This window comes from Algoriphagus marincola DSM 16067, assembly GCF_000429405.1.
GTDB lineage: Bacteria > Bacteroidota > Bacteroidia > Cytophagales > Cyclobacteriaceae > Algoriphagus > Algoriphagus marincola.
Genome location: NZ_AUBU01000013.1, coordinates 87,274 through 102,043 on the forward strand (window position 1 = coordinate 87,274; position 14,770 = coordinate 102,043).

The window sequence follows — 14,770 nt, forward strand, 5'->3', positions numbered from 1 at the left end:
ATTCTGAATTCATTTTTAAAAAAAGCATAATTCGAATAATTCTCTTGTGGTAGAAAATTGAATCAGTTTTGCATCGAAATAAAAGCAAAACCAAAATTCAATCTATATCACATGAAAAAGTTTAATTACCTATTCTTGATGTTCGCAGCCATCACTATCGCCTTCACAGGCTGTGATGATGACGAGCCTACGCCTGATAATGGTGTGACAATTTCAGGAATTCCCGCTACAGCTACTATTGAAGCTGGTGGAACTCTAGGTCCTGTTACCGCAACTGCCACCGCTCCTGACGGCTTGGCTCAATTAGTAATCACTAAAGACGGAAGCAGCTTTGCTACTGTTCCTTTGAGCGGTACACAAGCTTCTGCTCCTTTTGAGTACACCGCTCTTCCTGAAGATGCAGGAAAGAATGTAGTTTTCACTTTCACTGTAACTGATGTTGACGGTGATCAGGCTGTAGCTACTCACGTATTGACTGTAGGTGCTGAAGCTACTACTATCAGAATCGAAAGCAATATCACTGCTGACCAGACTTGGGAAACAGGTAAGACTTATATCCTTGGAGGACGTATCGTAGTAGAAGCTGGCAATACTTTGACTATCGAGCCAGGTGTAGTTGTAAAAGGTGAAGTAGGAACTGGTGCCAATGCATCTGCTTTGATCATCGCAAGAGGAGCTACTATCAACGCTGAGGGTAACGCTACTTCTCCAATCATTTTTACCACTGTAGCAGACGAAATCGCTCCAGGTCAGATCGCTTCTCCTAACCTTGATCCAGACCTTAATGGACTTTGGGGTGGATTGATCGTCCTTGGAAATGCAAAAGGTTCTTTCGCGGGAGACGTTGCTGAAATTCAAATCGAAGGTATCCCACCATCAGATACAAATGGTCTTTATGGAGGAAATGATGATGCTGAGTCTTCAGGTATTTTGAAATTTATCTCTATTCGCCATGGTGGTGCAAACATTGGTGAAGGAAACGAAATCAACGGTTTGACACTTGGTAGTGTCGGCTCTGGAACAGTTATCGAAAATGTAGAGGTGATCGCCAATCAGGATGATGGAATCGAATGGTTCGGTGGTGCTGTTAATGTAAGCAACGCTATCGTTTGGAATGCTGGTGATGATGCGCTTGATACTGATCAGGCTTGGTCTGGTACTTTGGATAACTTCATCGTCATCACAGGTGGAGAGACTGATCATGCGCTTGAAATTGATGGACCTGAAGGATCTTTCAATGCTGGTCACACTTTGAGAAACGGTTCTGTGAAAGGCAACGATGTTTCCGAGCTAGGTGACTTCCGTGATGGAGCAAGAGGAACTTTTGAAAACATCTACTTCTTTGGATTTGCAAATCCTGCCGATACAGACGGAAGAGGTGACTTCTCTCTAAGTGGTGACAAAACTCTTGCAACATTTGCTGACGGAGCATTGAAGTTCATGAATCTTGAAATCACACTTGCTGAAGGAGTTGCACTTAGCACAGTGTTCAAAGCAGGAACTGATGCTGCAGCATCATCTGTAGCAGCTGGTGCCAATACTGTTGGTGCTGACAAGTCTGCATTCGCAGGTTGGACTTGGGCTGATGTAGCAGGAGAGCTAGCTGACTTCTAAATCCCGATTAAATCTCAATAAAAGAGGAAGGAAAGACTCGCAAGGAACTTCCTTCCTCTTCCTTATACAAGATCAAATTGCTGTATGAAAACAAAATCCACCCAGCCCATCATGAAAAAATTATTGATTTTAGGGGCTATCGTTCTCACTCAGTTCCTCACAGCCATGGCTTTCGCCCAAAATGGCACCATCAGAGGAACTATCTATGAAGAATCAACTGGAGAACCGCTATTTGGGGTTTCAGTTTTAGTAAAAGAAACATCAACCGGAGCCGTTACTGATTTCGATGGAAAATTCGAAATTCAAGTTGCTCCCGGGACTTACAATCTTCAAATCTCTTACATTTCTTACTCTACTGTAGAACTTACTACCGTGGAGGTGAAAGCAGGTGAAGTCACAGTTTTAGACGATATTCTGATGGCAGAAGAAGCCTCTGAATTGGAGACTGTGACCATTGCGGCTTCTGCGATTCGTACGACAGAATCAGCCTTGATGTCTGTAAAGAGAAATGCTGCCAATCTGATGGATGGTATTTCTGCCAGTTCATTCCGTAAAATCGGTGATGGAGATGCCGCTTCAGCAGTGAAGCGAGTTACAGGTGTATCCATCGAAGGCGGAAAATATGTTTACGTCCGTGGATTGGGTGACCGATATACAAAAACCGTTTTGAATGGCGTAGACGTACCAGGTCTGGATCCAGATCGAAATACCATTCAAATGGATATTTTTCCAACCAATGTGATTGACAATATCATTGTTTCCAAGTCTTTCACAGCTGACCTTCCTGCTGATTTTACTGGTGGGGTGGTAGATATTGAAACAAAAGACTTTCCTGAAGAAAAGGTTGCTAGAATCGGAATTTCTGGAGGCTACAATCCTTCCATGCACTTCAATAGTAACTATGTTAAGTATGAAGGTGGAAAAACAGATTGGTTGGGATTCGATGACGGAACCCGTGCTATCCCCACAGGAGGCCGTACCGACATTCCTCAGTATGCTGATGTGGTAGGAAACCCTAATTCCCCATTAGGTCAGGAGTATCAAAGTATTCTGGGCAACTTCAACCAAACGTTGGGTGGCTTTCGAACCAACAGTATGATGGACTTTGGTTTGAGTTTTTCACTAGGAGATCAATTGGTTCGTCCAAAAGCTACCTGGGGTTATAATTTGGCTTTGACTTATAAAAACGACACCGAGTTTTATCAGAATGCAGAGTTTAATCTCTATGGAAAACCAAGAGAGTCAACTGAAACAGAGCTTGAGGCACTCGAAAGACAGCGTGGAGACTACGGTGTCAACAATGTTCTTCTAGGAGGTATTGCTGGAATTGCCCTTAAGACAGAGGCTTCTAAATTCAGATTGAACTTTATGCACCTTCAGAATGGTGAGACGAAGGCCGGGGAGTTCGATTTTGTCAATACGAACCTCGGAGCAAACTTTGAAGCCAAACAATATAACCTAGAGTATTCTGAGCGAGCCTTAACCAGTATTCTTCTTGGAGGTACGCATTACTTAAATGGTAGAGATTGGGAAATCAACTGGAAAGTAGCACCTACTCGTTCCAGTATCGAAGATCCAGATGTGCGATTCACTCGATTCAGAGTACCAAATAATACGGTGGGCACCGAGGTAGGTCTTCCAACTCGAATTTGGAGATTCTTAGAGGAGGAAAACCTAGTGGGTAAATTGGATCTGACCAAGCAAGCTTTCCTTTTTGAGCGCGATGCCAAGGTGAAGTTCGGTGGAAATTATGTATACAAAAACAGAGATTTTGACATTCAAAGCTTCCAGTTCCCTACCGGAAATGCTGATTTGAATGGGGATCCTAATCAAATTCTAGCTCCAGAAAATCTCTTTTCTGCAGCCAACAGAAACGGGGTAAGATACAACCCGGACTTCATTCCAAACAATCCTAACCAGTACAACTCAAATGTGACGAGCTATGCAGGATATGTATCAGCTGAGTTGCAGCCGGCAGAGCGTCTTAAGGCAATTGCTGGAGTGAGAATGGAAAAATACACGCAGTTCTACACCGGTACCAACCAAAATGCGACGATCGTATTTGATAATGAGCGGGTGTTGGATGATTTGGACTTCTTCCCTACGCTGAACTTAATCTACAGCCTGAAGGAAAATCAGAATCTTCGACTTTCTGCTTCACGTACGATCGCTAGACCTTCTTTCAAGGAGTTGTCTTTTGCGGAAATTTTGGATCCAATCACTGGTCGTACCTTTATCGGTGGCTTGTTCGAAGAGCGAACAAATGGTGGAACAGAATTGCTATGGGATGGTAATCTGACAGCAACCCGAATCAATAACTTTGACCTTCGATGGGAAGCATTCCAGGAAAGAGGCCAAATGCTTTCTGTGAGTGCTTTTTACAAAACCTTTGACCGTCCTATCGAAATCGTACAATTCCTTTCTGATCCGGGAGCTTTCCAGCCTCGAAATGTAGGAAATGGTACTGTGGCTGGTTTGGAACTCGAGTTTAGAAAAGAGTTGGGCTTCATTTCTCCTGCATTCGAGAAATTTAGCTGGAATACAAACGTGACTGTCACTGAGTCTCAAATCAAAATGTCAGAATCTGAATTTAGATCCAGATCCTTGACTGCCCGTGAAGGGGAAGAAGTAAAAGATACTCGTGACATGGCAGGTCAGGCACCTTACATCATCAATACAGGAATCAGCTACCAGGATTTCAATTCTGGCTGGGAAGCAGGGATATTCTATAATGTACAGGGACCAACCTTGAACTTGGTAGGTTTCGGTAACCGTACAGATACCTATACTGTGCCATTCCATGCCTTGAATTTGAACGTGAACAAGTCTTTTGGTGCTGATGAGCGAATCCAGACTAGCTTTGGAGTATCCAATATTTTGAATGACAAGAGACAACTCGTCTTCCGTTCATTCCAGGCTCAGGATCAGTTCTTCACGAACTTGGCACCTGGAACGGAGATTAGCTTTAGCTTCTCTTACTCATTCTAAGATATATTTTGAATTTTGGGAGCCGGTTTGCATTTAGCAGACCGGCTTTTTTATTGCATTTCCAAAAATGAAATAAGCACTGGGGAGTTTCTTTCAAATGCTTAACTTCGGATCAAAGCGCTAGTTATTTATGCCTCACCATCACCACCATCATTCGGCATCCAAGAATCTGGGATTGGCATTTTTTCTCAATTTGGCATTTACCATTCTTGAGATGGTCGGAGGTTATTGGGTCAATAGTGTGGCTATTATTTCAGATGCCATTCATGATTTGGGAGATAGTATCTCCTTAGGGTTTTCTTGGTTGATGGAGCGAAAAGCTAATTCGGCCCCGACCAAGCGCTTCTCTTTTGGTTACCGTCGTTTTTCTCTTTTGGGAGCTTTGATCAACAGTATCATCCTGATTCTAGGATCTGTTTTTGTGATCAAAGAGGCCATAGATCGATTGATCTCACCTGAAATACCGGATGCTAAAGGGATGCTGATATTTGCTGTATTTGGAGTAGCCGTCAATGGCTATGCAGCTTGGAAGCTCAGTGGAGGCAAGACGCTAAATGAAAAAGTGATTACCTGGCATTTGCTGGAAGATGTCCTTGGCTGGGTGGCAGTTTTGATTGCCTCTATTGCTATCTATTTTTGGGAAATTCCTCTTTTGGATCCCATTTTATCTTTAGCCATTACAGCCTTTATCCTATGGAATGTCATCAAGCGATTGAAGGAGACTATCCTTATTTTTCTGCAAAGCCAACCTGCTGAAATTGATCGTAAGAAAGTTGAGAAGGAGCTATTGGAAATAGCGGGAATCTGCTCCGTGCATCATACACATATTTGGTCTTTGGATGGAGAGCGACACGTGTTCAGTACCCATTTGAAATTAAAAAAGGAAACAGTACTCGAAGAGATCGCCACTATTAAACAAAACGTAAAAAAGCGGCTTGAAAAGTTTCACTTTGAGCACATTACCTTAGAGACAGAATTAGAGGGGGATCCCTGTGAATTTGAATGAAGCAAAATGGAAAATGACCAACTAATTGAACTTTGGAAAGAAGGGCGAACGCGATTCACCAAGCTTTTGGATAAGGCTACGGAAGCAGATTTAACCAAAAAACTTGGAGATAGCCCTAATTCAGCTGGTTTTTTGATCCGGCATGTAGCAGAGGTTGAATTGCTTTTTGCAAAAAATGTATTTGGGAAAAGTGATGTAAAAATCACTGCCAAAACGCTCATTGCAGGGAAAGATACAGGCGAGTGGACCAATCTGACTGATTTGAGAGAATATGCAAATTATGCGAGCGAGGAGCTTGAAGCTGCCATTCGTGCGCAGAAGGACTGGTCATCGGTGGTTGAGACAAAAGAATTTGGTATGAAGACCAAGTCAGAAGCTTTTGGAAGGATCCTTACGCACACAGCATACCATTCAGGTCAGTTGGCTTTGGTCCTGAAGTACGGGAATTGATATCAAGTCAATTTTCTGATGATTTCTTCCGAATCTGGATATTGATTTAGCAAGAATTCTATATCCATCAACTCAAAATCCTTAAAATCGAATCCGGGTGCCACTGCACAGGAAACTAAAGCGTAGCTGTTAGGGTGGTCCACTGTACTTCCAAAAATCGTATTTGCAGGCACGAGTTGCTGTGGTGAGCAGCCAGATTCTCCCACTGGCCCAAGGGCTAAAATTTGATGTCCCTTTTCTCCTAAAATATGAACCGATAATGGGCTCCCTTCATGCCAAAACCAATGCTCATCACTTTTGATTCTGTGGAAGTTGGAGTGATTTTCCGAGGTCAGAAGAAAGTAGATAACAGTAGCCAAGTTTCGCTTTCCAGAGGCTGTTTCCAATTTCTCCAGACTTCGATAGGTTTCTGCGAAAAACCCGCCTTCGGGATGAGGCTGAAGTTTGAGCTCCTTTACTAATTGAGCGATGCGTTTCTGGCTATCCATTAGGAGTAGTGCTGGATTAAGATATCTACGATTCGCTCAGCAGTTTTTCCATCCCATTTTGGGATTCCTTGGTATTGCTTCCATTCCCCTGCCATGACCTTTTCCAGATAGGGCTTTAGCTTCGCTGGGTCTGTTCCCACCAGCTCATTTGTTCCTAAATGGATGGTTTCGGCTCTTTCGGTATTGTCACGGAGTGTAATGCAAGGGACATTCATGACGGATGCTTCTTCGGTGATGCCACCTGAGTCAGTGATTACCCCTTTGGCATTTTTGACGAGGTAATTGAACTGCAAATAGCCAAGCGGTTCGCAGAGATGGAGATTAGGTGAGGATATTCCCAAAGCTTGGAGGTTTTTGGCTGTACGGGGATGCACCGGGAAGATAATCGGCAGACCCTGCGTTCCTTCCAAAATGGCTTCAATCATGGCCTTAAGCTTTTGTTCCTGATCTACATTGGCAGGTCTGTGCATGGTCATGACGAAGTACTTCTTCGGTTTCAGTTGCTCGAAAAGCTCTCCTTCAGGTTTCTCAAATCGAGGCATTTGAGCTAGGAGTGTATCGATCATGGTATTGCCTACATAGTGGATTTTTTCTTCAGAGAAGCCACTTTTTCGCAAGTTTTCATTGGCGATTTCGGAGGTGGTGAAAAAGTGATCGGTGATGGAATCCGTGACCATTCGATTGATCTCCTCTGGCATAGTTAAGTCACCGGAGCGAATTCCTCCTTCCACATGGGCTACATCGATGCAGAGTTTTTTGGCAGCAATGGAGCAGGCAAGGGTACTGGTGACATCGCCCACTACGAGTACCAGATCGGTAGGGTTTTCCAACAACTCCTTTTCAAATGCTACCATGATAGCGGCTGTTTGCTCGGCTTGGGTACCGCCTCCTCCACCCAGATTGGCATCAGGCTCGGGAATATTGAGTTGCTCAAAAAAGTCTCCCGACATCTTTTTATCATAGTGCTGACCCGTGTGAATCAGACGGAATTTGATTGCTGGGTTTTTAGCTTGTTGCTTTTGTAATTGGTGGATGATGGGGGCGATTTTCATGAAGTTGGGTCTCGCTCCCGCCACGATCGTAAAAGTAGGCATGTGATTTTTTAAAATTTTATCCAAAAGTAAAAAATTAGGAGCAAGCGACCTGATAATTTGCGAGGATTATCTGCTTCAATTCTGGCTCCTTTTTTGTTTCTTTGTCAATCAAAGATTTTAGGTAATATTCATGAATTCAGCTTTTTGGAGAAGAGTAGTAGGGGCGTTTACAATCTTGATTCTTGCTTTCTTGAGTTCATGCACAGATACTTTGGAGCGTTCTGAAGTGGTGTATGACAATGATTTTTCAAATCTTGATTTAGCAGGCTTTGAAAATGGAAAGCTTTTTATCTTTCAGAATGATACGATTGCCGGCTTTTATCATAATGAGGAGGTTTCTGTGCAACTGGAAAATTTGCCCTCTCATAATATGCTGAAGGTCACTACCGAAATCCTCATTCATGACAGCTGGGACGGGAATCCTGAAGACGGTGTTTCCGGTCCGGATTATTGGTTTTTTGGTTTAGACAATACTGAGATCTTCCGAACCACCTTTTCTAATTCACCTTGTGAATCGACTTTTTGTCTTTATCAATCTTATCCCAATAGTTATTTCCGACAAAATCGTCCAAAGGAAGGAGCAATTCAAACCAATATGCCTGGACTTTGTCTGTTTGGAGCTTTCAGTAATTATACCACCCGCTATCGAATCGAAGAGATTATTCCTCATTCCAATAACTCCGTGAAGATTTTCTGGAATAGCGAATTGCGACAAGAAGAAAATCCTAACCCTGCTTGCGATGAGTCTTGGTCTTTGGCTAGAGTTACTGTGGAGGCATTTGTAGTAAATTGAGATGATGGGCAAAAAAGGACATATCGCGTTAATTTTTTGGATTTTCCTGATCGGAAATGTTTCTGCTCAGACCATTCCTTTAGGCATGCCGGTCTTGGATGATTACCTCCGGAGGGCCCAATTATTGGGTCGGGTAGATTCTGCTTCCAGCTGGATGATTCGTCCGCTTTATCCTACCGAAGCATTTGGAGTGAAAGATGGCTTTGATCTCGACAGCTCTATAGTGGACTTTGATCAAAGTAGATTTCATCGGTTCGTGGATGTGGATTCCGCCCGACAGTTGAAGTTATTGATGCTGCCGGCCAGTTACCGCCTGCAGTACAATTCGACTTATGCTTTTGGGGTCAATGATGGGGCCATGATTCCCAACAGGGGATTTCAGCAGGTTTTATCATTTGGAGCCTATGCGGAGTTTGGTAAGTGGTCATTGCAGTTTCAGCCGGAGATCTTGATGGCTCAAAACAGAGACTACATCGGATTCCCAATTGAGCATCAGGCAACGGTACTCTTTTACTATGAGTACATGAATCGGATAGACATGCCTGAGCGATTTGGCAATAAAAGCTTTAATCGCTTCTATCTGGGGCAGTCTAGCTTACGATATAATGTCAAGGAGTTTTCGATCGGTATGTCCACTGAGAATCTTTGGTGGGGACCGGGAAGAAGAAACTCACTTCTTTTAGGTAATAATGCGCCGGGTTTCTTTCATTTCACCCTAAATACTCGAAAACCTGTTTCCAGTCCAATTGGCTCTTTCGAGGGTCAGTTGATTAGTGGCTTTTTGAATTCCACAGATTTTCTTCCGCCACATCCGGATTATTCCATTCAGCAAAACCCAGTTTACATTCCCAAACGGGAAAATGGCAACCGCTACCTTTCTGGAATCGTCCTGACCTATCAGCCCAAGTGGGTTCCAGGTTTATTCCTTGGCTATGGTGCCACGAATCATCTCTATCGGGATGAGGTGCAGGTGATGGGAGACATTCTACCTATTTTCAACGGTCGCAAAGGGCCGGAAAATGTCTATGACCCGGTTCGTGATAGAAGACAACAGTTTTCTTCAGGCTTTTTCCGTTGGTTGAGTCCTGAAGGACATTTCGAATTTTATGGAGAGTACGGGACCCGAGGGAATAGCCGTAGAGTGAGCGATTTTATGATTACGCCTGAAAAGGGGAGAGCATTTACTTTTGGGTTTTCGCACTTGATGGAATTGGGGAAACCGGGCAGCTACTTCCAAATCAGCTCCGAAATGACTCAAACTGGGCAGACGATTCGTGAAGAAATCCGACAGCTTCGGACTTGGTACATTCACGATCATGTGCGTCATGGCTACACCCATCAGGGTCAGGTGCTTGGAGTAGGAAATGGTCCAGCAAGCAATCAGATTTTTGTAGAGTTTGCATGGGTAAAGGATATGAATCGTTTGGGCTTTCAGATGGAGCGAATTGTTTACAACAATGATTTCTACTATTTCCGCTATGAGGCTTCGAAGGATTTCCGAAACAAATATGTGGACTTAGTGCCTTCTATAGTTGCGGATTGGCGGTTTGGAAATGTATTACTCAGCGGAAGATTCCAATTTGTAAATACTTTGAACTACAAGTGGTTTCTAGAGAATCAACCTGATCAGTATTTTGTGCCAGGTTATGATCGAACGAATTTCGTAGCCAATTTGGGAGTGGCTTATTTATTTAGATAAGATTAGAAGTCTCCTTTTAATCTTCGGTATGAAGCCAAAGACTATGATTTTTAAAAGTTTGATTTTATCCTTTAGAGGAATTTCCGAATCTAGAATTTCCTGAATAGTGACAGCCCAAAGGGAAAATTTTTGATGACTGGTATGCTTCCAAGATTGTGATAGGGTCTTTTTTGAATAGCTCTTTTCAAATAGTAAGTCTGGGATAGTGATGAATTTACCGTAAAAGGCCATTTTCATCAGCCAAATCAAGTCCTTTGAAAATTCTCCTTTACCGAAGAATCGCTTTTTCATTGGAATAATCTTCAAAACTATATCACTTCGGTGTAGCCCATGATAGGCAGCCCACCAAAAGTTTGTATTTCTTCTGATGATTTCTGTGACTCGCTCTACCAAGTTTTCTGACTCTCCTAAGCTATTTATTTGAGACTTGGACACCTCGCCCGTATCGTAGCGATTTATCATTTGGGGACAGCATAGTACCGCCTCTTGGTTTGCCATTAATGCTTCCAATTGCTTGGAAATGAAGTTTGGGTAGGGTGGATCATCATGAGGATTGATGAAGCAGTATTCTGAGTCCTTGGCGCTAAGTATCCATAGTTTTTCTGAATTTTTTAGCCATCCTAAGTTTTCTTTATTTTGGAAGACTTTGAATCTTGAGTCTTGGCCTGCAAAAGTGTTGGCAATTTCAAATGTCCTATCAGTAGAGCAATCATCTCCAATGATTATTTTGAAATTGGGATATTGTATGGCAGCCAAAGCTGTCAGGGTTTTTTCTAAAAACTTCTCTGCATTATAGGTAGGAACAAAGCCGATAACTCTGGGTGATTTCATTCGCCTAGTATTGAATTTACAAAGTTGACTGCGATCATGGGTGCTGTTGTCAACTTCCCGGTTTCGATTGAGTGATAGTTTCCGATACTTCGAAACCCAAGGTCTGACCTATTGTGTAAAGTGCTTTTTGAATCATCAACATCTGTTTTTCCATAGGCTACGATTGGTCCTGCATCAATAATTTTTGGTTTGGAACTAGAGATGCCTGGATACCATTTTTCAATTTCGATAAGGAAGCGATCTGATAGATTTTTTGAAAGTTCAGGTTCTACGATTCCCTGTGCTGCCAATTGCCATTCTTCCGGTGGCTTTACTGCATGGCTCCATCCAATACATGCTTCTGGATACCAACTCAGGTAAGCTGTTCCATTTTTTTGATTTACAACATCGCCATATCTCCCTATCACCATGGTAGCGGATGGTTTATTCCGCAGGTTCTCTGGCAAATCTACAATTACTCGATATTTCAATCTATGGAGTAGCTCAGGAGGGAGAGGGACTTTCATCATTTGGTCCAGAATGTATTTTCCATCCCATGCACAGTTGATAAGTACCTCTGCACTCAAGGAATAATTACCCTTAGAATCAGTTATTTCCACATTAAAAAAACCCCCAAAGGACTCGATTTTTTCAACATTTGAATTGGTTAGTACGGTGATGTTTTTGTTTGATAAAACGGCGTCTCGAAGGTGATTGCGGAGTTTGCTGGTATCAACCGCTAATTCAGCAGTTAGAAAACCTTCTTCGACCAGTTGATTTCCGAAGATTCTTTGAATTTCACTCTGCGGTTTTCTCTCGTAAAGCTTTTCGGGTTTAGTACCCAAATAGTCCCAATCTGGATTATCTTCTTTCCATGCTTCAAATTGCTCTTGGAGTTTTTGATATCCTTTTTCGAGTTCTTCTGCTTTCAAAAAAGAGTCCTTTGCAACCAAGTAATAGAATGGTTCACTAAGACCAAGATCAAAGGATTTTTTTCCAATCCATCTCTCCAGAGATTTTCTGAAAAGTAAGGCGCCTTTAAGCATAAGACTAGGGGTCTTAAAGGAAGGATCATTCATATAAACCAAGCCGAGGTGAACTTTGCCTTCATTGCGTAAACTAGCTCTATTGAATATTAATTTATCTCTTTCAATGAGTGTTACTTTTTTTCCTTTTCTTGCGAGCTCTAAAGCAATTGTACAGCCCTGGATTCCGGCACCGATTATTTTGTAATCGTTCATTAACTTTGTTCGAATTTGTTTGGGTCAATTTATCAAGAAAATGCAGCTAAAAGCAGAAAAAAATAAAGTCATTACCATCTCCTATCGCTTGCTGGCGGATGACGGAGATTCCGGAATGGAATTTTACGAGGAAGTTACTTCCGAACAGCCTTTTGCCTTTCTTTTTGGCCAACAGTACATCCTTCCCAAGCTGGAAGAGGCCATCGCAGGCAAAGAGGCAGGTGAGACTTTCTCGGTTTTTATTGATTTTGAAAATGGATACGGAGATTATCTCGAAGAGCGGAGAGTTATAATCCCTAAAGCCAACTTCAAAGAAGAAGGGAAAAAGAATAAGGATGTCCTTCGTGTCGGAAATGTCATCCCTATGAAAGATGATCAGGGAAACCAAATGCGTGGAGAAATCATCAAAGTGGATTACATGGGAGTTCATATGGATTTTAATCCTCCCTTAGCGGGCTATGATTTGCAGTTTGATGGAAAGATTGAGTCAATCCGGGAAGCTACTCCTGAGGAGATTGAGCACGGTCATGCGCACGGTCCGGGCGGTCATCAACACTAGTTTATAGGGCATTTGACTTATTGATTGGAGAGCCTAGGATTGATTCTTTTGTGCATAAGTCATTGATTCATGCAAAAAGTATTACCCATCATCAGGTTATTAGCTCTGTTATTATTTATTCTAATCTTTCTATTGTAGAGAAGAAATGGACTTGCGAAATATCGAGTGGATTTATTTTTTCCCTAAGTCGGTTCCTGAGCTCTTGTAAGCCTGATCAATAGTCAACTCATAGAGTCCTTCAATTCGCTCGGAGGGATAGAGTTCCAAGGCTTTCTTAAGCTGAACCTCCGAGATTCGGTATGCTTGTTGGTTGAAGTGAAAAATTGCATCGTTGTAATACTGCAATCCAGCTAATTCGCGAAGATTGATCGATCGAAAAATGGTCTTATCGCTGTAGTCTATTTCGGTAGAACCAATTCGCTGATTTAGCGAAAGGTAATAAGAGTCCTCTTCAGGTTTGTAGGCATCAATATACTTTTTGACTTCCGATGATCTCGTGATCATTCCGCCGATTTTCAGTGTGCTTTCCAAAACGATCGGTTGCTCGTCGATCGATAACATCGTGAAGACATGGTAATCGGTTTCGATGATTTCGAAATCAAATCCGTATCTGTCGAGAATCATTCCTAGTACAGCCGTTCCACTGACACAGTCAAACTTTCCAGACTCCATCATTTCATTGAAAGTGGCGTGTTGCTGGTATTTTTTAAAAAGCTCTTTATGGGATAATTGAAAGGCATATCGAATGAAAGCCAACGACTCACCTTTCTTTTGGAATTTGTGGTCTAGTTTAGCTAAAAAGCTTTCCCATTTCTGCTCGGGAAAATCTGAAATGGGATGAACTGCACGAAATAATGCTAGCTCTTGATCTGAAGATAGGCCTTCCTGCCAAAGTTCCTTTTCTACAGTCGAGTCAAAAAGTGTTTCATTGGACTGGGCAAAGGTCACCTGGGCTGCTGATTTTATAATCAACAGACAGGTAAGTCCGATGATAAGCCCAAGATTCTTCATTTCTCTGTAATCCCAATGTTAATTTATTTTCTTAAAGTTAACAATTTGGTAACATTAGAAACAAGAGAATGAGGTAAAAGTTTTAAAAAAGGCTGTTTTGGAGCTCTGGGAATAGTATTGACCTAGATTGATATTTGGGGAGTAGGGAGTGAAGTAAATGGTAAATAGGGTTGGAAGGTTTGAGAGTGGGAAGGTTTGCTGAAAATTCTGATTCTCGATACAATTCTGCTCTGATGCTCGTAATTCGTACTTCGTAAAAAGTGTTGGAAAGTTAGAAAGTTGAAAAGTGGTAATGTTTGCTAAAAATCCCGAATCTCGGTTCAAATCAGCTCTGCCGCCCGTAAATCGTATTTCGTAAATCGTAATTAGGTTTTAAGATAAGTTTAGAAGAGACCTTAAACTTTAACTTGTTTATCAATATTTTACAGAAAAAGCCCCTACAATCTATTCATGATGATAGGGTTCGCCACGAAGAATCGTGAAGGCACGGTAAATCTGCTCCGCTAAAAATATTCGGATCATCTGATGGGAAAAGGTCATTTTTGAAAGGGAAATTTTTCCATTTGCACGTTGGTAAACAGCATCAGAGAATCCATAAGGTCCGCCGATGACTAGCACTAGCTGCTTGATACCAGCATTCATTTTCCCTTGTAAAAAAGTCGAAAATTCCACGGATGTCATGCTTTTCCCTTTTTCATCCAGAAGTAATACCCAGTCTGTAGTACTGATTTTTTTAAGGATCGCCTCTCCTTCTTTCGCTTTTTGTTGGCTTTCTTGTAGAGATTTGGTGTTTTTAAGGTCAGGGATAATTTCCCAATCCATTCGAATGTAGTGTTGTAATCTTTTCGAATAGAGCTCTTGTAATTCAAGAATGGCAGAATGGTCTGTTTTGCCGATAGCGATAATTTTAAGCTGCATAGGAGATCCTACTAGGTGATAATGAGGGCTTTTAGGTTTAAATCAATTATTTACCGTTTAAAAATCTTCAAACGAATTTAACAAACATATTAATAATCA

Annotated in this window: 13 protein-coding genes; 7 read left to right on the plus strand and 6 right to left on the minus strand. The window is 42.0% G+C overall.

Annotation, left to right across the window (positions count from 1 at the left end; genetic code table 11):
- The first annotated feature begins 111 nt into the window (after positions 1 to 111).
- From G457_RS0112250 to G457_RS0112265, 4 genes are all read left to right on the plus strand, one after another.
- Positions 112 to 1,614 (plus strand): hypothetical protein, encoded by a 1,503-nt coding sequence (locus G457_RS0112250; protein ID WP_035483845.1) that lies wholly within the window; start codon positions 112 to 114, stop codon positions 1,612 to 1,614.
- Between the two features lie 111 nt (positions 1,615 to 1,725).
- Positions 1,726 to 4,602 (plus strand): TonB-dependent receptor, encoded by a 2,877-nt coding sequence (locus tag G457_RS0112255; protein WP_026946745.1) that lies wholly within the window; start codon positions 1,726 to 1,728, stop codon positions 4,600 to 4,602.
- A 130-nt stretch (positions 4,603 to 4,732) separates the two neighbouring features.
- Positions 4,733 to 5,608, plus strand: a complete 876-nt coding sequence (locus G457_RS0112260) for a cation diffusion facilitator family transporter (protein WP_026946746.1) — start codon at positions 4,733 to 4,735, stop codon at positions 5,606 to 5,608.
- Between the two features lie 6 nt (positions 5,609 to 5,614).
- Positions 5,615 to 6,058 (plus strand): DinB family protein, encoded by a 444-nt coding sequence (locus G457_RS0112265; protein ID WP_026946747.1) that lies wholly within the window; start codon positions 5,615 to 5,617, stop codon positions 6,056 to 6,058.
- Between the two features lie 2 nt (positions 6,059 to 6,060).
- On the opposite strand, the gene G457_RS0112270 is transcribed toward G457_RS0112265, so the two are convergent.
- Positions 6,061 to 6,546 (minus strand): cupin domain-containing protein, encoded by a 486-nt coding sequence (locus G457_RS0112270; protein ID WP_026946748.1) that lies wholly within the window; start codon positions 6,544 to 6,546, stop codon positions 6,061 to 6,063.
- Positions 6,546 to 7,640, minus strand: coding sequence for a non-hydrolyzing UDP-N-acetylglucosamine 2-epimerase (gene wecB / locus G457_RS0112275; RefSeq protein WP_026946749.1), 1,095 nt, complete (start codon positions 7,638 to 7,640; stop codon positions 6,546 to 6,548). The genes G457_RS0112270 and wecB overlap by 1 nt, the downstream gene beginning before the upstream one ends.
- A gap of 130 nt (positions 7,641 to 7,770) precedes the next feature.
- Here wecB and G457_RS0112280 point away from each other — a divergent pair, with 130 nt between their 5' ends.
- Both G457_RS0112280 and G457_RS0112285 read left to right on the plus strand, forming a co-directional pair.
- Positions 7,771 to 8,433, plus strand: coding sequence for a hypothetical protein (locus tag G457_RS0112280; protein WP_026946750.1), 663 nt, complete (start codon positions 7,771 to 7,773; stop codon positions 8,431 to 8,433).
- A 1-nt stretch (position 8,434) separates the two neighbouring features.
- Complete coding sequence (locus tag G457_RS0112285; protein WP_026946751.1) at positions 8,435 to 10,132, plus strand: capsule assembly Wzi family protein; 1,698 nt, start codon at positions 8,435 to 8,437, stop codon at positions 10,130 to 10,132.
- On the opposite strand, the gene G457_RS0112290 is transcribed toward G457_RS0112285, so the two are convergent.
- The gene (locus G457_RS0112290; RefSeq protein WP_026946752.1) at positions 10,121 to 10,963 is read right to left on the minus strand and encodes a glycosyltransferase family 2 protein; all 843 of its coding nucleotides are present in this window, start codon (positions 10,961 to 10,963) and stop codon (positions 10,121 to 10,123) included. The two genes, G457_RS0112285 and G457_RS0112290, sit on opposite strands and share 12 nt — an antisense overlap.
- The gene (locus G457_RS0112295; protein ID WP_026946753.1) at positions 10,960 to 12,183 is read right to left on the minus strand and encodes an FAD-dependent oxidoreductase; all 1,224 of its coding nucleotides are present in this window, start codon (positions 12,181 to 12,183) and stop codon (positions 10,960 to 10,962) included. Before G457_RS0112295 ends, G457_RS0112290 begins: the two co-directional genes overlap by 4 nt.
- Positions 12,184 to 12,223: 40 nt before the next feature.
- Here G457_RS0112295 and G457_RS0112300 point away from each other — a divergent pair, with 40 nt between their 5' ends.
- Positions 12,224 to 12,742 carry an FKBP-type peptidyl-prolyl cis-trans isomerase gene (locus G457_RS0112300; protein ID WP_026946754.1) on the plus strand — a complete coding sequence of 173 codons (519 nt, stop codon included), beginning with the start codon at positions 12,224 to 12,226 and terminating at the stop codon, positions 12,740 to 12,742.
- 171 nt (positions 12,743 to 12,913) lie between these two features.
- On the opposite strand, the gene G457_RS0112305 is transcribed toward G457_RS0112300, so the two are convergent.
- A complete protein-coding gene (locus G457_RS0112305; RefSeq protein ID WP_026946755.1) occupies positions 12,914 to 13,753 on the minus strand; it encodes a hypothetical protein in 840 nt (279 codons plus the stop codon).
- Positions 13,754 to 14,197: 444 nt separating this feature from the next.
- Complete coding sequence (gene rlmH / locus G457_RS0112315; protein WP_026946757.1) at positions 14,198 to 14,671, minus strand: 23S rRNA (pseudouridine(1915)-N(3))-methyltransferase RlmH; 474 nt, start codon at positions 14,669 to 14,671, stop codon at positions 14,198 to 14,200.
- Between the last annotated feature and the right edge of the window lie 99 nt (positions 14,672 to 14,770).

Excerpts from the sequence above, each read along its gene's own strand:
- G457_RS0112305 (WP_026946755.1), bottom strand. The coding sequence starts at position 13,753 with ATGAAGAATCTTGGGCTTATCATCGGACTTACCTGTCTGTTGATTATA.
- G457_RS0112250 (WP_035483845.1), top strand. The coding sequence starts at position 112 with ATGAAAAAGTTTAATTACCTATTCTTGATGTTCGCAGCCATCACTATC.
- G457_RS0112285 (WP_026946751.1), top strand. The coding sequence starts at position 8,435 with ATGATGGGCAAAAAAGGACATATCGCGTTAATTTTTTGGATTTTCCTG.
- G457_RS0112300 (WP_026946754.1), top strand. The coding sequence starts at position 12,224 with ATGCAGCTAAAAGCAGAAAAAAATAAAGTCATTACCATCTCCTATCGC.
- G457_RS0112260 (WP_026946746.1), top strand. The coding sequence starts at position 4,733 with ATGCCTCACCATCACCACCATCATTCGGCATCCAAGAATCTGGGATTG.
- G457_RS0112290 (WP_026946752.1), bottom strand. The coding sequence starts at position 10,963 with ATGAAATCACCCAGAGTTATCGGCTTTGTTCCTACCTATAATGCAGAG.
- rlmH (WP_026946757.1), bottom strand. The coding sequence starts at position 14,671 with ATGCAGCTTAAAATTATCGCTATCGGCAAAACAGACCATTCTGCCATT.
- G457_RS0112265 (WP_026946747.1), top strand. The coding sequence starts at position 5,615 with ATGGAAAATGACCAACTAATTGAACTTTGGAAAGAAGGGCGAACGCGA.
- G457_RS0112270 (WP_026946748.1), bottom strand. The coding sequence starts at position 6,546 with ATGGATAGCCAGAAACGCATCGCTCAATTAGTAAAGGAGCTCAAACTT.
- G457_RS0112280 (WP_026946750.1), top strand. The coding sequence starts at position 7,771 with ATGAATTCAGCTTTTTGGAGAAGAGTAGTAGGGGCGTTTACAATCTTG.
- G457_RS0112295 (WP_026946753.1), bottom strand. The coding sequence starts at position 12,183 with ATGAACGATTACAAAATAATCGGTGCCGGAATCCAGGGCTGTACAATT.
- G457_RS0112255 (WP_026946745.1), top strand. The coding sequence starts at position 1,726 with ATGAAAAAATTATTGATTTTAGGGGCTATCGTTCTCACTCAGTTCCTC.
- wecB (WP_026946749.1), bottom strand. The coding sequence starts at position 7,640 with ATGCCTACTTTTACGATCGTGGCGGGAGCGAGACCCAACTTCATGAAA.